Genomic DNA, 20,633 nt, shown 5'->3' on the forward strand with positions numbered 1-20,633 from the left:
CCCTATGTTTATACATAGGGGGATTTCAACACTAATGCTTAGTTAAGTTTTAACATTTGTATTCCTGTTAGAGAACTCGTAGCATCCATTTTGAATGTAGTTTGAGCTTCTGCAGTAGTGAAATATACATTTCCTATAACTTTAGTATCTATTAACTGGAAGTTTTTTGCTGATACATAAATGTCACCAACAAAGATTCCTTTTTGAATACTAGCATCGATACTCTTAATTGTCAATTTTGGAGCTGTTAAAGTAAATCTACGAGTTACAGCATACTTATCATCTTGAGAATAAAGAGCTATTTTTCTCATTGAAACTGGAGGAGTTTTTGTATTCATTTTATCGCCATCTAAAACAAGTTCTTTAGTAGTAGTTAAATCTTTTGAAACAGAAGCAATCCAATTACCCTTTGTGCTAATTGCATTTTCAAAAGCAGCTACATCATTTACTAATGAGGCGCTTGTTACAGCATCTACATCTATTAACTCTTTGTTTCCTGTTACAGAACTTGTAGCATCCATTTTGAATGTATCTTTAGCTGCTTGAGTAGTGAAATATACATTTCCTTCAATTCTAGCATCAACTAATTTGAAGCCTGTTGCTGAAACATAAAGGTCACCCTTGAAGATTCCTTTTGAAATATTAGAATCTTTACTTTTAATAGTTAATTTTGGAGCTGTTAGAGTAAATCTAGCAGTTGTATAGTTATCACCATCATGATAGTAAAGACCTATCTTACGGCCTGTTGGAACTTGTACTGGTGGAACAGCTTTAGTATCAAGCTTTGTAAGGTCGCCTTCTAAAACAAGATCCTTATTAATAACTAAATCTTTTACAGGACAAATAATCCATGTACCAGTTTTACCTATTGCGTTCTCAAAAGAAAATTTATCGTTATCTACTAATGAAGCAGACGATATTGAATCTACCATTGATGGCGCTTGTGACAAGGTCTGTGTTCCTGTTACAGTGCTTCCAGCTTCGATTATGAATGTCTTTTGTGCTTCTATATTATCAAAATACACATTTCCTTCAATTTTTGAATTACCTGCTAATTTGAATTCTGTTGAATGAACGTAAACATCTCCTATAACTTTAGAATCTGTTAATTTGAAGTTACGAGAACTAACGTAAAGTTTACCCTTGAAAATTGAGCTTTGAATATTAGCTTCTGGGCTCTTAATTGTTAATTTTGGAGCTGTTAGAGTAAATTTATTAGTTACAACGCTTTTACCATCTTGTTTAGCTGAAGTATAAAGAGCTATTTCACGTTGGATAATATCAACACCTGCAGCATCTTTTTTGCCATTTGAAATTTTTCCTTCTAAAACAAGTTCTTTAGTAGTAGTTATATCACTTAGAGAAGCGGCAATCCATTTACCATCTTTGCTTATTGCTTTTTCAAAAGCGGTAGCATCATTTACTATTGAAGCTGTTGTTACAGTATCTACTTTTATTAAATCTTTAGTTCCTGTTACAGAGGTTGTAGCCTCTGGTTTGAATGTATCTTTAGCGCCTTGAGTAGAGAAATATATGTTTCCTTGAATATTAGCATTTTTTGTCATAGTGAAGTTTGTTGCTGAAACATAAACATTTCCTACAACTGTAGCATCTATTAATTTGAAGTCTGCTGATGTAACATAAAGATCACCCTTGAAAATTCCATATTCTAAACTGCTCATAGGACTCTTAATAGTTAATTTTGGAGCTGTTAATGTAAATCTAGCAGTTATAGCACGTTTATCGTCTTGAGTGTAAAGACCTATCTTACGTTGGATAAGGTCAGCGCCTGTTACAGTATCTTTCTTACCATTTTTAAAATCGCCTTCTAAGACAAGTTCTTTAGTACTAGTTAAATCTTTAGTAGTAGTAACAATCCACTTACCATCTTTGCCAATTGATTTTTCAAAAACGGCAGCATTATCTACTAGTGAAGCAGAAGTTACAGTATCAGGTGGCGTAACAACAGGTGGCACTACAACTGGTGGAGTAACTACTGGTGGCACTACAACTGGTGGTTTAACAACTGGTGGTTTTGGCGCTACTGGTTTTGCATTTAACTTAGCAAAAGTAGCTGGTCCAACTAATCCATCAACAGCAAGAGCATTCTTACCTTGATAGTTCTTAACTGCAGCTAAAGTTAGATTTCCTAAAATACCATCAACAGTAAGTTTGTATCCTTTTAAGTTAAGAGTAGTTTGTAGAGCCTTAACATCGTTACCCATAGAATTGAATCTAAGTAAACGAGTTACACCTGTTGATGTATTATAAGCAGGTGATGTATTTTGATTAGTTGACGTAGATGGTTTAGATGGTTTAGTTGGTTTAGCCGGAGTAACTGGAGCTACTCCAGTAGCAGCTGAAACAGCATCTACACCAAAGAGTCCGGTCTTTGGACTATCTACTGCAATTGAAAGTGCGAATATTGCTACTAAAGCGCAGCTTAATGCTTTTAACCTTTTATTCAATGAAATCCCCCCTATTTATTATATGTATATAATATTTCAACGAAATAAAAACAATTTTTTTCTAGGATAATAAAATCACAACTTCGTTTGTTAAATATCAAACTAGGAATATATTGTTATTATACGTAAAATATTTACAAGCAAATTATACCAATAAAATAGTAAAAAGTAATTATATTGTTCATATTGTTCACAATCATTTGAAAATTCATTTTAAATTTGAATTAATTTAAGGGGAATTGCAATAAAAGTACCTAAATTTATAATATACATGACTATTATTTTTAAAGCATATATTAAAGTGAAGTACTTAGTGGAGGGGTTACAGTGACAAAAATTATTTTCAAAATAGAGAGGCACTATGGAAATAAGGATTTAAAAACAATAATAGAGAATCTGTTGTCAATGAAGCTTTCAAATTTAAAATTTAATAGTGAAGCATATGATAAATTTTATTACAATATGGATAATGATAAAAAAGCCATCATTCAGGGGGCAAGTAATAAGTGAATAGTTTGAGAAAAACATGGGATGTAGCGGTTTATGCAAGAGTTTCATCAGATAAGAAGGAGCAGCAAGAGTCCATGCCAGCACAGGTGGAAAGTTTAAAAAAATGGTTACTTGAAAAAAGTGAAACGGACTGTGAGTCTGTATATAATCTTGTAGAGATATATGAGGATGTGGGATTTTCTGGTTCTAATTTTGAAAGAGATAGCTTTATTCGAATGAAGGAAGACATAGAGCAAGGTAAAATAAATATGATTGTAACCCGAGATCTTTCAAGATTTTCAAGAAACTATATTACAGCAGGATATTATTTAGAGGAGTATTTCAAAATAAATGAAGTGCGTTTTATATCTGTGCTTGATAATGTAGATACACTACAGGAAATAAATGATATAATACCATTTAAAAACATACTAAATGAGATGTATATTAAAGATTGTTCAAGACGGTCTAGGGATGGATTAAAGCAAAGAATGATACGGGGGTCATCAATTGCCAGTAAGCCACCCTATGGCTATAAGTTTGAAGAAGAATACGCGGGTAATGTAAAAACAATAAGGTTAGTGGCAGAAGATGATGAAACAACGGAAACTGTAAAAGAAATATTTGAACTATATCTTAAAGGGTATGGGTTTGGAAGGTTAGCGTCTTATTTAAATTCTAAGGGCATAGCCCCGCCTTCTGCGAAATTAAATAATTTTTCACTTTCTAAATTCGGACTTTGGACTAATAATACCATTAAAACAATTTTAAATAACCCTAAATATGGTGGCATTATGGTCCAAGGAAGATGGAGAAAAATCAGTTATAAAATAAAAAAAGTAAGACCTACCCTTCAGGAAGAATGGATCTATGGGGGGGAATTTAAAGGAATAGTATCAAAAGAAATATTTGAACAAGTTCAAAATATTATAAGTAAAAGATCTAAAAGTTATAGATACAAAGGCCAAAATATATATATGTTTTCTTCTGTACTGAAATGTAATGAATGTGGAGGAGGTATGTCTTATAGAAAAAAATTTCAAGGATATAAATGCACTAATAGTCAAATGGGGGGAGGAAGATGTACTGCACATTCTTTAAAGGAAGATGAGCTAAAGGATATTATAACTTACGATTTAATGCAATCTGCTTTAAGAGAATTAAATGTACAAGAGATATATAACAATATAGATAAGTTCATTAATAAGAGGGAAAATCATGGTAACAAATATAAAAATATAGAAAGTGAATTAAAAAAATTGGATAGACAATTTGAGGAATTATATTCGGATAAGTTTAATGGAAGAGTAAGTGAAAGAAATTTTGAAATTTTATCTAATAGTATTGAAAAAAAACAACAAGAATTAGTTAATCGAAAAAAAGAAATGCTAATAAATCTAGAAGTATCCAGAAATTATGATGATATGTATGTAGTTTATAAAAACGAGATTGACAAAGTTTTGAGGTTCCAAAACTTAGATAGAATTATGGTAGAAAACTTAGTAGAAAAAATTATTGTTTCTGAAGATAAGAAAATGGGACAAAAGAGTATTGATATATTTTACAAATTTAAAATTTGATTATAGAGTAACCCATAAGGTTAATAAGGAGACTGCTACGTGTATAGGTCTATCTGCTGCCAAGCTATTAAAACAAGACAAGGAAGCAACTATGATAGTGCTACCATCTGATCATTATATAGAAAACGAAAAGGAGTTTAAAGAAACTGTGCTACAAGCAGTTGAAATTGCAAACAAAAAAAGAGTGCTAGTCACCATAGGTGTTCAGCCTACAAGACCAGAGACTGGTTATGGTTATATAGAAATGGGAGACAGGGCAACTGGTGATATACCCACGTTCAAAGTAGAACGTTTTTTAGAAAAGCCTAACACCGAAGTAGCAAAGGATTTGCTCTTAAAAGGAAACTTCCTTTGGAATAGTGGTATGTTTGTATGGAGAGCAGATGCTCTCCTTACCAAAAGGCATTACGTCAAAAAAAAATTTTTTGGGAGAATTATTCATGAGTCTTCTCCCACCAATACTAATTTGACTTTCTTCGTTTTACCATCCCAATAAACTCTTTTAACAACAGAGGATATTAAAATCTTTTTTTCTTCATGAGAGGCAAAGTCAATCATATCTGAGAACCTAAAATATGATTGTATGAGAACATCGAGATTCATTTGATATTGCAGAACTAGGTTATCACTTTCTTTAAGTTCTTTTATTTTAAAGTTATCGTCTTTCTTTTGTTTGTTGAGAGTTTCTATCCTATTTAGTATGACTTTTGAAGTGTCTCTATCTGAAGTAAGTGAAAGAGTTGTTAATAGGTTTTCTATAGAAAGGTCAGATTGTATTATTAAGTCAGTTAGCCTTTGTATTTCTGTTTCTACGGAACCCTTTTGAATCTCATTTTTATAACTTTTAAGTCTTTCAACTAAAAGACCATTATCACAGCATATTTCTTTAAGTTCATTTAAAACAACGGTTTCTAGTAAGATTGCATCAGCATTATTGTTTTGGCACCTTGTGTGACCAGAATCATATTTTAAAGAGCACACATAGTAGAATTTTCTCTGTTTAGTTTGTAAATCTATTCCACCATACTTTACTCTCATATAACCGCCACATTGAGCACAACGTATTAATCCTGTTAATAATGCTGTATTTGTCTTTCCCATACGAGGTGCTCTCTCTTTATTTTCAATAAGTAAATTTTGTGCTTTAAGCCAATCCGTATCGGAAATAATACCTTCAGCATTGGCTATAGCAAATACCCATTCAGTGGGGTCTTTTAGCTTACTGCCTGACTTATCTTTTGTTTTATTATAAGTTAGTATGCTATGTACCCCGTCAGGCTCTCCATAAACTGAAACTCCTTCTTTTTCAAAGAAATTCACAATCACTCTTGTTGCTTTCACATAAACAGGATTATTTAGAATGTAGCTTATTTTACTTCTAGCCCATTCAGTATTATTTCTGGTTTTCATATTATTACTTAGTAGATATTTTACAACCTGACTCATAGATTTTAGCTCTAAATACTTACTGTAAATATCTTTAACCATGACTACTTCTTCAGGAACATGGCAGAGTTTAAAGTAGTACCTTTCCTTGCCATTGGGGTCTTTAAAGGTTACTTGTTCACTTTTATAACCTAATGGTGTTGTACCGCCAAGCCACCTACCTGTCTTTGAAAGCTCTAGCATATTATCACGAATTCTCTCGCCTATACTCTCACGCTCTAATTGTGAGAATACTACTGAAACACCCATCATAGCTCTTCCCATTGGGGTCGTGGTGTCGAAATTTTCAGATACGCTTATAAAATCTATTTCTAATTTATCAAGTTTTTCTCTTAAAATTGAGAAGTCTAAAACGCTACGGCTGATTCTATCTAATCTATAGCAAATAATTACAGAAAATTTGCTAGAATTTGCATCTTCAATCATTTTTTTATACATCGGTCTATCAGTGGATTTACCGCTGTAACCCTCGTCTTCATAAATTAAATGTTCATCTATATCCAATCTTTTCAAATATTCCTTGCATGCGGTTATTTGTTGTCCAATGGATTCACCTTTACCTGTGAATTTAGATTTACGTGTGTAAATTGCGGCTGTTTTCATAATTTATTATTAATTGATGATAAAGAAAAAAGATGTATCACCAGATTAACGTTCACCTCTAATCGGTTTTATTTTTAATATTCTATTTACTGATATAGTTATCTTTTTTAGTATTTGTTTTTTTAAGTTCTAAGATTAATTGTTCAATACTAGAGGATGATAGTTTATTTTTTAAAATCTTGAAAACTGCTTCTGTGTAATTATTTCTAAGTTCAGATTTATCTTTAGGGTGTACAACTTCAACAAAGTATTGTAAATCCAAAACATACCCCTTAAAATTAATATCAATTTATTATATGCTAAGGATTTTATGAATAGGACAGGTCTGTAAGAACTCAAAATTATGTGTAGTCGATATATTGGGAATCTTAAGAAATACTGAAAGGGTCTCCCCATTTATACCATGATTGACTGTGATTTTATCAATAATGTCATCAATTATCATTCTTTTTAATCTTAGTTCTGACGGGCAAAGTTCTTTTGTCTCTAAGTTTTTTATGTCACGAAATGATGAAAAAACTTTACTGAAATTAAATCTAAACTGTTCATAAGACATAACATCGAGGTCTGCTATTTTAGCACATGTTTTTATCTCGATTTCTAAGTTATTTTTTCTGATGCTAACTAAAGATATTGTTTTATTAATAGCTATAAAAAAGTTATCATTATAAAATTCAACATCTTGGTTTTTTAAGATAAGGTTATTTTCGATAACTTTAGTGCCAGCAATAATAATAGCATCTAATTCGGCAACTTCTACTTTTTTCTTATCTATTAGTAAGCGTACATTATTTTTTTCATCTCTAAGAATATTAGAATATACTGAATAATATTTTTCAATCAAGCTAGTATCTTGAATTGGCTTTCCAATATAGCTATAAAGCAAATCAAAAACATAGACTTCAATTTCCTTTTGGGGAATGGAAATACTCCATTTAGTATATGATTTCATTTTATTATTAATTAATTTCTTATATTTTTCATTGTTACAGGAACAATAGTATACGCTTTTCTTGCCCTTGCCATAGTTTTTCGCTTTTAAAGGTTTAGCACAACCCCCGCAAATTAGCTTTCCTTTTAGCAAGAAATTGCTTGTATAAGACATATTATTTATGCCCTTCTTAGAATTTTTAATTTCATGAATCCTATTAAAGAAGTCTGAGGATACTATTTTAATATTATCGTCTAGCAACGACCTTACAATATCGTCATTCTCTCCAAGCTGATGTTTAGATTTTCTATTCCAAATTAAGTTACCTATATACATTTCATTATTTATTATTTGAGACAGTGTACTCTTGCTAAAGCTTTTGATATTTTCACTGGGAAACTCATCATTTATTATTTTAGTTATCTCAGAGTAAGAAAATCTAAGATTATAAAGAGAAAATATCCTTTTAACTATGTGGGCTTTGTCAATATCTTTGATGAAGATTTTTTTCTTTGCTATAGGATGATTTACCAGATTATATCCATAAGCAACAGGTCCGCCAGCATAATATCCATTTTCAATATTCTTTTTTTGACCACCCTTGGCACGTTGACCAATGAGCCCTGCTTCTAACATCGCAATATTAGAGAATACTAAATCCGTAAATTTATCTATATAATCATCATTTTCAGATAATTTTTCTGAAGTGCCTACATAGTGGATAGTTACTTTGGCTTTAAATAATAAGCTTTTTATTATTAAAGCTTCAGAAAAGTCGCGGGCTAGCCTATCTCTGTAGGTTAATATTAGGTGATTAAATTCATGTTTTGCTGCTCTAACTAAAATTTCCTCAAAGGCAGGTCTATTAGTTACAAGTTCCGTTGTTGATGATTTTTTAATTTTAGTGGCAGATTTAGATTCGTCTAGAATCTCTATCAAATCCAGGTCATTTTCTATTGCATAATTTCCTATAGCTTCTATCTGAAAGGGAACACTACTACCATCAGTTTTTTGTTTTTCAGTAGAGACACGAGCATATCCTATGGCTTTATTTAATATCTTAGAACTTGACTTGTTATTTTTTGATTTAGTCATTTAACATACACACTCCGAATAGCACTTTTTAAAAAATTAATTGGTACTGACTTATTGTTAGTAAAGTATTTAATTAGATTTTCTCTAAGATTAAATATCTCATTAGTACCTTGAGGTGATTGTTCAGCTATTTCCTTTAAGTAAGTTATCTTTCTTTGTTGTAATGTTGTAATGAAAAGCTGTATCTCTTTAGATTTTTCAGATTCAGAATTAATTAATTTAGATGAATCTTTTGAATTTTGTGTTATATAGTCTAAAGCTAGTTTAATACAATTCTTTTCATGTTTTTTTACCTTATTTTCTAGATGGATTATGTTTAAATCTATTTGTCGTATAATCAAATTTACTTCTCTTACAATTAGTCCGAAAATATTATTTTCAATTAATGCGTCAATAACCAAATCTGAGATTTTGTTTTTAGATATGGTAATGCTGCACTTGGGACAAGTGTACAAGTCATTGCTGAATATTAGTTTGGATTTACAGTTGTCACATTTTACTTTTATGCCTAAAATATCTTCAGTTTCTTTAGGGATTTCCAATCTTTTGAAATTCAACACATGCGTAGCAACTTCAAACCAGAGGTCCTTATCCACAATAGCATCAATATTAACTGCCATGTTATAAACATTATTTTCATTTAATAGATAGCGGGAATCATTATTATCGAAAATTAAAAGTTCGTTATTGTTACTAGCATTAATTACATTTATTCCACAATAATGATGGTTTGTGAGCATATACTCAAGAGTAGCAGGGTTAGAGCAGTGAGTGCAACATTTGGTTAGCATCAATTTAAGTTCTGTAGGAGTGTACTTTGAGTTTTTCTTTTGAAGTTTTTTTATTTCTTTTTTTATAGGTGAATATTCAATTTCATCAGAAATATTCTCCACTATATTTTTAAAATTAGTTTCGATTTCATTATTAAATATTTTACCTAGAGCGATTATTTCTTGCTGAACTTTTTTAAATCTAATGATATAATCACCAGAAGCATTATTATAAATTTTGAAGCAAGAATTAATAAAAGCGGCTTCTAATGGTTTCTTTTCATAATAGATTTTTACTTCTTTGACTACATCTGCATCATTAATTTTATCTGTAATATATGCTCTATTTTTTATTGACGTATACCCAAAATTTTCATATCTAAGGAAAAGTATGCCATTGATGCGTTTATGATTTCTACCATTTGTTGTTTTTTCTTTTATTTTATTGGGTTCTAGTTCTGCAATTGAAAGAAACATATTAACCATAAAGTTTCTATAAATTGGGTTCATATTTTCAAATTCAAGCATATCTGAGAAAATTAATTTTACACCTAAAGATTCTAAAAGTTTTACTGTGTCATGGTAGTCATTAGTCTGTCTCCATAAACGGTCAACTTTCCAGATAATAAGATTTTTAAAATGACCAGCCTTTGCTTCTAAAATCAGTTGTCTAAATCCTTTTCTTTTTTCTGGCGGAATGGTAAACCCAGACCCTTCATCTTCAAAAGATTTATATACAATGAGATTAAGTTTTGAAGCAACTTCTTTACATTGGTCTATTTGAGTCACGTTAGAAGTGCTCTTAGTATCTTTGGTTGAGTGCCTGGCATAGATAGCAGTATAATTTTCAGGAATTAATCCTTGATATAATTCGTCATTCATCAGTGTTTTGTTCCTCCGATTTAGAATTTTCTATTATATATTCTATAAAATCACTAAGGAAAATATGCAATGCATGTTGATTCTCAGTATAAATTATTTTAATTTGGTATGTGTCACTGATATTTTTTCTTATAAAAATCAATCCTTTCTTTTAAACTATGTAAAAACTATCCATTTAATAAAATTTGTTGAAATATTAAAAAAAACCTACATATACGCTCGGTAATTAAAAATTAAAAAAAGATTATATAAAGTTTATATAAAATTTATATAGTAATTATATAAAAACTATATAGAATTATTTTATGATAGGTAATAGTTGTTTGTAGCTAAATTAAATTTTTAAAATGATAAAAAATGATGTGCCATAAGCGTATATATAGGAAAATAAAATTAAGTATGATTTAGAATTTGGAATATTTAAAATTAAAAAACATATTAAGTAAATAAATTTCTAGGAAGTTTGGTGTAGTAAAAGAAAATCACGTTGTATTTCTTTAACGGTATCAGCAAAATGTTGTTCCAAACGTCCAATGTCCTCTTGCTTAACAATGTAGGATACTTTTATATTTTTGGATATATAATAGTAACTTATAATCTTAGGATAATATCCTAACCTATGCTTCACTAAAATTAAGTAAAGAGAAAGTTGAGAGTCATCCATAGGATTCAAAACATAATTCACGTAGGCAGAGCTTTTGTAGTCTAAAACTTCTAGTTGACCGAAATCATTGATGAAAGCCTTATCCACCTTTCCAAATAGCACTGTAGTACTGCTTATTTCTTTAGTAATCATCTCCTCCACTAATAATATTTTTCTGGATTTATCCTTAGGGTCTTCATAATACAACTTCAAGATATCCAAACCTTTTATAAAGTACCTGGTTTCTTCTTCTTTAGTTTCATAACCAAGAGATATCCAACTTTCTTTAAAAAATTGGTTAAGAATTTCTAGAGTTTTATCTCTATCATTTTTAATAACGTTAAATTTAGCAAGGGTTACATGTAGGCTATCTCCAAAAGCCAGATACTTGTTATATTTACTCTTGCTGTAAGATTTATTACCTGTATAGTTTTTAATGAATTCTTGTTTATCTCTAGAGTATTGGGTTATGCTACAATGTCCAAGGTACAATTTCATATAGTCACACCTCCTTCATTTAGTAGTATAACCAGTTTTTGTTGCATTATTCATATATATGAAATTCATTAAAATGAAAAAAGGCTACCCAATTGGGTAGCCTTCAACAATTAATTATTTTATTTTAAAATCATTAATATAATTTATTTCAGATAAAATTTTAACAGTAAATTTTTTTATGAATTCCATATCATAGCTATGATGCCGTATACTTTCAATATATGCATTTGCAATAGCGGTAGCATTTCTTGTGATTAGTTTTTTGTTTGCCTCGGGAAATTCAAATAAACTTTCAGATTGGTATATGTTGTCTAAGCGTAAATCTAAGTCCATATCAATATTAGGTTCTGGTATAAAGTCTAAAGGTGACATACCCAGTGACTTACATAAGTTAGACATTAAATCGATATTAAAAGTATCAGTTTTCGCATTTTCTAAGTTGCTCATAAATCCCACAGATACATTTAAAATGGTAGAAAGCTGTTGTATGTTTAAGCCCTTTTGAAGTCTTTTTTCTTTAATTAAATTCCCTAGATTGATTTTATAGCTCCCCATAAAGCACCCCCATTATCGTAAATATTTCTATTGTTTGATATTCAACATTTGTTTTTAATTTCCTTTAATCAGCATAATAAAAATCACCATTATATATATGTATAGTAATTTTACATTAACTCAAGCCCATATTACTAAACAAAAATACTATGATTGGGTTACTTTTAAGTAATTCAATTATACATGTGAAGTATAATAAAGATTAATTTGAAGAATAAGTAATGAAAAAGTAATATTTTAGAATATATATTGATTCATTTGATTTTATGGCAAAATGTGAGATAATATATTCAAGTAGTACATTTTAATATATGAAAGTATATTTTGAAAGAAAAACATAATTATTAATATGATTTAGAGGGTGTGTGTATGGAAATAAAATTAGATTTAAGAAAAAATTTAAGTGCGAGTAAAAAAATTAGAATTGAAGAAATACAAAAACAAATCGTACCTGTTATTGCTAGGACAACTAATATTAATATAGATTTTACTGAGCATGATATAAGTCATGCATTAAGCGTAGAAGAAATGTATACTAATTGCTTCCCTAATATTGATGAAGTTTTAACTGAAGACGAGAAATATTTACTCATAATTTCCACATTAATTCATGATGTTGGTATGGTAGGTCAAAGTAAGTACAAGCTTGAAGAAAATTATGATAAAGAGCTTAGAGAAAGTCATAATTATAGGTCAGGTGATTTTATAAAACAATACAGTCATGTTTTAGGTATAATGGATAGAGATGCAAGGGTTATAGAAAAGATAGCACAGGGGCATAGGTTAGTAAACTTAAATTCCCTACCAGAATCAGAGCCATTTGGAATTGGCAATAGTATTAGGATAAGACTTTTAGCTGGTCTTTTAAGATTAGCTGATGAATTTGATATTCTTGAGGAAAGAGCACCTTATTTGGTAAAAGAATTTTTGAATGTAAATACTGAAAGTGCAGTACACTTTGACGTTCATAGGACATTTCAAGGAATAGAATTACATGGAAATACTTTAAAGATTGTATCATATGTGCCGAATAGTGAACTAGAAGATGAAGTAATTAAGTTATGTGCAGGAATATGTAAAAAATTTGATGAAGTTAAACCTATTTTAAATGAAAATGATATTAACCTTATTTCAATTGAAGTAAATATAGTTGCAACTGAGGTCGTTAAGCATGAAATTATGCTGTGTTTAGCATGTAAAGGAATTATAGAAGAAGATGAATTAATTAATGAATTTAAGATTAGAAAAATGGATGATGTGATTGAAGCTCTCAGAGAGCTATATGCAACAGGGATTATAGAAAAGAATGCTATGGGATTAGTTTTATCTGAAAAATTAAGACATTTTAAATATATCAAGGATATATTTATTGGTAGCAGACATGAATTGGAATTTACAAAATCAATATATTTAAATACTTATTTAAAAAACATCTTTGAAGATTACGTAAAGAGCAAATTTGGTGTTTTTTATGAGAAAGGTCAATGTGAAGACCGTATAAATATTCTGACACATTCTCCAACAAGTATAAAGTATTTTTTTGACTCAAATAATACTCCCTATGAAATTGGAAGTGTTGATAGAAGGACAACCTTAGAGCTAGGATTACTTCATGCATTAGCTATAGATGCATTAAAGTATCCCGAAGAGTTAACAGAAGAGGTTTTACTTTCATCAAAGGCTATTGAAGAAGAAGTAAATAATAAATTATATAGTTTCTTGAAACTAATTTCCGCTATCCCACAAGCAGAAAAAAAAAACAACAGTTTATAGAAAACAATAATATATTGGGTGAAAATTTAGAAACTAACCCAGATTCAAAGGGTAGGTTTAAAATAGTCAGTACGTATTCTCAAAATCAGCTTAAGAATACAGATTTTTTCACTCTTTATTTGGCTTCAGCAATTTCAGGACAGGAAGTTAATTTTGCAAAAGATATAGAAATAAGAGATATTGAATTTGATGAGCATGAGTTAGACATGAAAAGTCAAAATATTGTATCATTTAAGATGATACCTAATATGGATTATAAGCCGAGTGAGATTGATACTTTCTTCAATTTAGAAATAGATGAAGTAATGAATGTTATGACTATGTCACTTTCAATTACAGATAAAGATAAATTAGAAAAATATAATTATTGCATTAATTTAAGATTTACTGAAGGTGGAGAACTAAAACTTAAATTTAATTATAATAATACAACAAATATTAATAAAATAATGAAATTTAATAGGATGATGAATATATGGAGTATAAAAGGGTTTAGAAGATTCTATATTAAAGACAATGAAGGAAATATTCTTTTGAGTACTGTCATGGGAAAAAATGATGAAAGTAAAAATGAAAATATATATTTTGATAATTTAATAGGTGTGTTTAAAAACAGTAGAGAGGTTATTGAGAGTATACCACTATGTATCTCGTCGGAGAGTATAGCTGATATTGAAAGTTGGGATTTAAAAAGTATTAAGATTAACAATGAAGAGTTGTTATTAGTAGATAGAATAAAAGAAAAATTATCCCAAAATGTATCAATAGTTAGAATGTTTTTAATAAATCAAGAAAATAAATATATAATTTCAGTAGTTCATTTAGGATGTCTACCTTATTTACTTAATATGGTAAGTTTTCTAATGAAAACGAGTAACAAGAAAAAAAATAATGAGGTAGAACAAAAATTAAAAAATGATGATGTAACTTTAACATTTGAAAAGTACATTTTTAGTAGCTACCCAACAGATATTTATAAGGTTATTAAAACTATGTTTTACTCTACAAATAAACCTTTAGAGAAGATAATTAACTATGTACTTAATGACAAAGGCGAAAAAGCGATAGGGAAAATTCATATTGATTTGAGTGAAAAATATTCAAGTTATTGGCATAATAAAATACAAGATGTGGATATAAAAATTTATATATGTGAAGAAGAACTTTGTAAAATTAATGAACTGAATACTTTGCAGCAAGAAAAGAAGTATGTGCAAGCAATTCCTTTAATGGAGAATTTTCAGCATAGAAGTTTTGTTTCTAAGGAAAATTTAGCTTTTGCTTATTGTTTAAATAAAGATTTTGATAAATCAATAGAATTATGTAAAATCGTAATTAAAGATAATTATAAATCAGTTTGTCACTTTACTAAAGGATTGGCATTAGTATTGAAAGGAGAGTTAGATAAGGCATATATTTCATATATGTATGGGTTGCATCTTATAGATAAGAGTATTTGGTATCCCCATATCAAGGATAATTTATTAAATGAAATTCAGAAAAATGGAACAGAAAAAGGAGATATGGTTAAAAGAATTCTAGAAAATATTGAGTTATTCAATATAAGGAATACAAATGGTAGGCATAAAAGATGTTTTTGTGGAAGTGATAGAAAATTTAAGGATTGTCATGAAAAAAAATTACTTGAAACAATAAAAAACGATTTATTTTGATATGAATTTGGGTTTAATCCATCGTGCTTGACTTCGCAAATAAAAACCTCGACTAATTAATTAATTAATCGAGGTTTTTCTGTGCTCTAATTTACTTGTATTACAGCATAAACCATTTTACTTAATGTGAAATGAGGAAACAGCTATTTAGTTATAGCTGTTATCTTTATTAGTAAATTATTTTATGTACATTATCGCTAGGATGAATATGGATTAGAAAATTTTTTTCTATTATTATAGAATTATTCAAATATGTGGTAAAATCATAAGCGTATTTACTTTAATTGGATTAACTATAGTATTGTAGTATATAGCTAAATAAGTGCGATATATGATAGAATAAAAGAACTGAGATAAAAAAATAGATTTAGTCAAGGATGTGAATATATTGGTTATGGAACTTGAATATAGTGCAAAGTTAACTGGAGAATCTTTTTTAATGTATGAATTTAAAATTATAGCAAAGTTAAAAAAAGAGGGCTATTCAGATAAAGATATAAGAAAAATGGTCTTGGAGGAAAACTTATTTCAATATAAGTTCAAATCAAGTATTACTAGAAGGTTAACTCCATTAATACAAAGAATTAACATAATAGATGATAATTTAATAAATATGCTATTACTTGACCCATTAGGAGATGGGTCAATAATAAATTTGTATGCAATAATGAAAAACGATAGATTGTTTTTTGAGTTTATGAACGAAGTTGTTAGGGAAAGAATATTAACTAATGATTTATATTTGGAAAAGAAAGATATAAATGTTTTTATTACAGAAAAGAAAGAACAGAGTGAAGTGGTTGATAAATGGACTGATGAAACTATAGCTAAGCTAAAACAAGTTATTTTTAAGATATTATCAGAAGCAGGTGTGTTAGAGGATAAAAAATCAGGTAAGCTAAGTAGGTTAATAATAACATCAGAGATTAAGGATTATCTCATAGACATAGGAGATAAAGTTTACATTCAAGCTATGGGAGAATATATGATATAAGGAAGTGAAAAATGGTGAATGATTTATATGATAGACTTCAAAAGATAATAGATAAAGTTAAAACAGAAAAGTTTATTGAAGGAAGAGGTCTTGGAAATGAAATTAGTTACTACATATTTGATTATGACCCAAAAGAAGAACTAGTTGTCAGGGAGTATGTTCAATATATAAAGAAACAATTAAATAAATTGGATTCTAATAGAAAAGTAATAGAGTTTGATTTATATAAAATTTTTATAGAGCTTTTGAAAGAAGAAGATGTTTTTGAAAAGATTGTTTCTTTAGAGAAAGAATCAGGTAAAGAATATGTGCTAAATGCAGTAACTCCATTTATTACATCAGGGATGTTTGCTGAAAAAATAGCTAGGGAATCAGAAGGATATGACTTAATATTTTTAACTGGTATAGGAAAAGTTTATCCGTTTATGCGTTCGCACAACATTCTTAATAGCTTACAACAATTTTTAAATAAAAGACCATTGGTATTATTTTATCCAGGTAATTATAGTGGACAAGATTTAACATTATTTAATTTATTCAAAGATGAAAATTATTATAGGGCTTTTCCGTTAGTTACAGATAAATAATATTATTTCAAACACAGAATGAGAAAATTTGGGGAGGATTAACATGATTATTAAAGACATGTTTATTAGGGATATAGGGCGTGAAATTAGCGGGGTTATAAAGGTAGGACAAACAGATGAAAAAAAGGTTTACCAAGAGTTAGATGAGTATGTTGTTACTAAAGAAATATCTAAGCATTTATCGAAGTTTTATGAGAATTACAGTAAAGGCATTAATGGAAATACAGATAAAATGGGAGTTTGGATTTCAGGTTTTTTTGGAAGCGGTAAATCTCATTTCCTTAAAATATTGTCATACTTATTAGACAATGAAAAAATTAAGGGTGAAGATGCAATTGATTATTTTAAAGGAAAAGTAGTAGACCCAATGCTTTTTGCAGAAATGAAAAAAGGTGCTAATACCGATACAGAAACTATAATTTTTAATATTGATTCTAAAAACCCGATTAACAATAAGAGTAAAGAAGACGCTATTTTGAGAATATTTGTTAAAGTGTTTAATGAGCATCGTGGTTTGTGTGACGAAATACCAGGTGTAGCTTATATGGAGCAACAGCTTATAAAAGATGGTGTTTATGAGCAATTTAAACAAGAATTTTATGATATCAGTGGAAAGGAATGGACACATAGGAGAAATGGGTTCTTTTTAGATAAAGACTTTGTTGCAAAAGCTATATCTAAGGTTCTAAATACATCTCTTGAAAGTGCAAATGAGTTTGTAACAAAAGGTGTTAGCGATTATGAAGTGAGCATTGAAAAGTTTGCAAAAGAAGTTAAAGAGTATATAGATACTAAAGGGAAAAATTTTCACTTGATTTTCCTTATAGATGAAATAGGTCAATACATAGGAGATAATCCTACATTGATGCTAAATCTTCAAACTGTTGCTGAGGATTTAGGTACATACTGCAAAGGTAAAGTGTGGATAATGGTAACTTCACAGGAAAGCATAGATTCCTTATTTAAAGTTAAGGGAAATGACTTCTCAAAAATACAAGGGAGATTTGATACAAGACTAAGCTTATCTTCAATATCCGTTGATGAAGTAATAAAGAAGCGTATACTTGACAAAGGACAGGATGCAGTATATCTTCTAAAGGATTTATATAAAGAAAAAAGTGCTATACTAAAAAATCTTATAAGCTTTGATAATGCAAGGAAGGATTTACTCGGATACTGTGATGAGAAAGAATTTGCAGAAGTATATCCCTTTGTTCCATACCAGTTTAAAATATTGCAAAATGTATTTGAGCAGGTAAGGAAGCATGGAAGTTCAGGAAAGCATCTATCAGAAGGTGAGCGGTCAATGATTTCTGCTTATAAAGAATCTGTACTTAAATATGCTGATGATAAAGACGGAGTTTTAATTCCTTTTCATGCTTTTTATGATACTATAGAAGAATTTTTAAATCCTACTATTTCAAGGGTTATTGAAAGAGCTTCTGAAAATCCTGAATTAAAAGAAAATCCTATGAATTTGAAACTTTTGAAAGTGCTGTTTATGATTAAATATTTAAGTGATGAACTACCTGGAAACTTAGAAAATATTGCAACACTTATGGTTAATAGTATAGATGAAGATAAATTAGAACTAAAAGAAAAAATTAAAGAATCATTAAGAAAACTTCAATCTAATACTCTTATACAAAAAAATGGTGACACTTTTACGTTCTTAACTGACGAAGAGCAAGATGTTAATAGAGAGATTAAGTTTGAAAAGGTAGAGGAAGATGTTATAAAGAAGGAATTATCAAATTATGTTTTTTCAGGTATATATGAGGACACAAAATTTAGACACACAAAACCGTACTTATTTCAGTTTAATAAAGTGATGGATGAAAAACCTTATGGTAATCAAACAAGTAATATAGGAATAAATATTCTTACTCCATTATCAGATGATTATTATAAGAGTGATAATGAACTTATATCAAAGTCATTTCTAAATAAAGAAATGATTGTTAAGCTTGGTGGTAGCGAGGGCTATATTGAGGAACTTACTGAAGCAATGAAAATTGATTCATATATTAAAAAGAAGAATGTAAATTCTCTACCAGAAAACATACAAATTATTATTACAACTAAACAGGGAGAGATGAGATTAAGAAAGTTAAGGGCTAAAGAGTTATTAGAAAGTGCAATACTGCAAGGTACATATTTTGTAAATGGAGAAAAGATAGATATAAAAGGGGCAAGTGCTAAAGAAAAAATAAACTATGGATTTAGTATACTTGTTAATAGTATATTTAATAAGCTTGGATACATTAAATGCAATTTATCAACTGAAAGTGAAATGGTATCACTTCTAAAAAATAATATTGAGCAGTTAGGGTTTGATGCTGTAGAGCAATACAATAATGAATTAGCTGAAAATGAAGTATTTAATTTTATATGCCTTCAAGAAGATAATCTTCAACAAATTAGAATGAAGATAGTATTAAACCGATTTAAAGATGCACCTTATGGTTGGAATGAAATAGATATTTCTGGAGTAGTAGCAAAGCTATTTAAACAACAGAAAATAAAATTAAGATTAAATGGAGAATTTTTAGAAATAGATAGTGCAAATAAAGTAGTTGATGCTTTAACAAAATCAACAGAAGTAGATAAAGTTATAATTAATAAGAAAGTAAAAGTAGATGAACCACTTATCAGGGCTGTTAAAAATATAAGCTTAGAGGTATTTGGAAAAATTAATCTACCAGATGATGAAGACGGATTAGCGAGGGCTGTAAGAGATAAAATTATTACAAAAATTGATGAGTTAAAAGAATATATAAACAGATATGGAAGTAAGAAATATCCAGGCAAGAGCTTGTTTGAAAAAGGAGTAAAAATATTTAAGGAAGTAATTGAAAATAAAGATAATTTAACTTTCTTTACATCATTAAAAGAGAAAGAGGATGAATTACTTGATTGGGTAGATGATAGTGCCTATGCTTTTGCTTTCTTTGATAATCAAATTGATATATTTGATAAAGGATTAAACATTTTTAAGAAGTGTCAAGAGAACAAAGATTATTTAAATGAAGCACTTATTCAAGATATAAAAAGTTTGGAAGATATTCTGCATGACCCAATCCCATATAAACGTATCAGAAATATTATTGACATTGTTCAAAATATAGAAAAAAGGTTTAATGTTATAGTCGAAGAAAAAAAGGATAAATCTAAGATTAAAATAAAAAATGATTTTGATTATTGTTTGCTAAAATCAAATCAGTACGGGGTAAGTAGTAATACCGCAGAACTAATTAGAACATTTTATAATAGCTTAATTTTAAAGATAGATGAATATACTGACATATTCAAGATTGATGCTTCTATAACCCAAAGCAATAACAAAAGGGAATATTTTGACCAATCTATTAATAAAGAGATTGCAGAATATCTAAGGAAGAAGAAAGCAGAAGAGGCTATAGGTATAACAATTGCAGACCCCCCAATAGTAGAACCTGAATCAATACCTAAGAAAGTTGAAAAGGTTAATGTTGCAGGGTTAGTTCAAATTAAATCATTAAAGACTGTAGATGACATAGAGGTGTATATTAGGGAGCTAAAAAGTAAACTCAGAAGCATTATAAATGATAATAAAGAAATAGAGATTGAATAATTAATGTTAGTGGGAGATTATATTTATCTCCTA

14 protein-coding genes and 1 pseudogene are annotated in these 20,633 nt (G+C 29.1%); 8 read left to right on the top strand and 7 right to left on the bottom strand.

The annotated features are described in order from the left end of the window. Nucleotides 1-38 precede the first annotated feature (38 nt). Nucleotides 39-2,468 (bottom strand): peptidoglycan-binding domain-containing protein, encoded by a 2,430-nt coding sequence (locus G9F72_RS01110; protein WP_164957009.1) that lies wholly within the window; start codon nt 2,466-2,468, stop codon nt 39-41. A 327-nt stretch (nt 2,469-2,795) separates the two neighbouring features. On the opposite strand from G9F72_RS01110, the gene G9F72_RS01115 reads away from it, so the two are divergent. The 3 genes and pseudogenes from G9F72_RS01115 to G9F72_RS01125 all read left to right on the top strand — a co-directional run. Further along, nucleotides 2,796-2,978, top strand: coding sequence for a hypothetical protein (locus tag G9F72_RS01115; RefSeq protein ID WP_164957008.1), 183 nt, complete (start codon nt 2,796-2,798; stop codon nt 2,976-2,978). Continuing rightward, the gene (locus tag G9F72_RS01120) at nt 2,975-4,537 is read left to right on the top strand and encodes a recombinase family protein (protein ID WP_318010938.1); all 1,563 of its coding nucleotides are present in this window, start codon (nt 2,975-2,977) and stop codon (nt 4,535-4,537) included. Before G9F72_RS01115 ends, G9F72_RS01120 begins: the two co-directional genes overlap by 4 nt. A 10-nt stretch (nt 4,538-4,547) precedes the next feature. Continuing rightward, a pseudogene (locus G9F72_RS01125) lies at nt 4,548-4,961 on the top strand (sugar phosphate nucleotidyltransferase); the annotation flags it as partial. A 14-nt stretch (nt 4,962-4,975) separates the two neighbouring features. Here the strand turns inward: G9F72_RS01125 and G9F72_RS01130 are convergent. From G9F72_RS01130 to G9F72_RS01155, 6 genes are all read right to left on the bottom strand, one after another. Further along, nucleotides 4,976-6,586 carry a recombinase family protein gene (locus tag G9F72_RS01130; protein ID WP_164957007.1) on the bottom strand — a complete coding sequence of 537 codons (1,611 nt, stop codon included), beginning with the start codon at nt 6,584-6,586 and terminating at the stop codon, nt 4,976-4,978. An 82-nt stretch (nt 6,587-6,668) separates the two neighbouring features. Then, nucleotides 6,669-6,848 (bottom strand): hypothetical protein, encoded by a 180-nt coding sequence (locus G9F72_RS01135; protein WP_164957006.1) that lies wholly within the window; start codon nt 6,846-6,848, stop codon nt 6,669-6,671. 30 nt (nt 6,849-6,878) lie between these two features. Continuing rightward, the gene (locus tag G9F72_RS01140) at nt 6,879-8,612 is read right to left on the bottom strand and encodes a recombinase family protein (protein WP_164957005.1); all 1,734 of its coding nucleotides are present in this window, start codon (nt 8,610-8,612) and stop codon (nt 6,879-6,881) included. After that, the gene (locus G9F72_RS01145) at nt 8,609-10,264 is read right to left on the bottom strand and encodes a recombinase family protein (protein WP_164957004.1); all 1,656 of its coding nucleotides are present in this window, start codon (nt 10,262-10,264) and stop codon (nt 8,609-8,611) included. The genes G9F72_RS01140 and G9F72_RS01145 overlap by 4 nt, the downstream gene beginning before the upstream one ends. Before the next feature lie 454 nt (nt 10,265-10,718). Then, complete coding sequence (locus G9F72_RS01150) at nt 10,719-11,405, bottom strand: PD-(D/E)XK nuclease family protein (protein ID WP_164957003.1); 687 nt, start codon at nt 11,403-11,405, stop codon at nt 10,719-10,721. A gap of 114 nt (nt 11,406-11,519) precedes the next feature. Beyond that, entirely contained in the window at nt 11,520-11,960 is a 441-nt protein-coding gene (locus G9F72_RS01155; RefSeq protein ID WP_164957002.1) for a helix-turn-helix domain-containing protein, read from the bottom strand. 369 nt (nt 11,961-12,329) lie between these two features. Between G9F72_RS01155 and G9F72_RS01160 the strand changes: the two genes are divergently transcribed. From G9F72_RS01160 to brxC, 5 genes are all read left to right on the top strand, one after another. Continuing rightward, a complete protein-coding gene (locus tag G9F72_RS01160) occupies nt 12,330-13,733 on the top strand; it encodes a phosphohydrolase (RefSeq protein ID WP_164957001.1) in 1,404 nt (467 codons plus the stop codon). A gap of 14 nt (nt 13,734-13,747) precedes the next feature. Then, nucleotides 13,748-15,406 (top strand): SEC-C metal-binding domain-containing protein, encoded by a 1,659-nt coding sequence (locus tag G9F72_RS01165; protein WP_164957000.1) that lies wholly within the window; start codon nt 13,748-13,750, stop codon nt 15,404-15,406. A 394-nt stretch (nt 15,407-15,800) separates the two neighbouring features. Then, on the top strand, nt 15,801-16,400 hold the full coding sequence (locus G9F72_RS01170) for a DUF1819 family protein (protein WP_224676256.1): 600 nt from the start codon (nt 15,801-15,803) through the stop codon (nt 16,398-16,400). 11 nt (nt 16,401-16,411) lie between these two features. After that, nucleotides 16,412-16,987 (top strand): DUF1788 domain-containing protein, encoded by a 576-nt coding sequence (locus G9F72_RS01175; protein WP_164956998.1) that lies wholly within the window; start codon nt 16,412-16,414, stop codon nt 16,985-16,987. 43 nt (nt 16,988-17,030) lie between these two features. Further along, nucleotides 17,031-20,600, top strand: a complete 3,570-nt coding sequence (brxC, locus tag G9F72_RS01180) for a BREX system P-loop protein BrxC (protein ID WP_164956997.1) — start codon at nt 17,031-17,033, stop codon at nt 20,598-20,600. The last annotated feature ends 33 nt before the right edge of the window (nt 20,601-20,633 follow it).

The sequence above is a fragment of the Clostridium estertheticum genome (genome assembly GCF_011065935.2).
GTDB lineage: Bacteria > Bacillota > Clostridia > Clostridiales > Clostridiaceae > Clostridium_AD > Clostridium_AD estertheticum_A.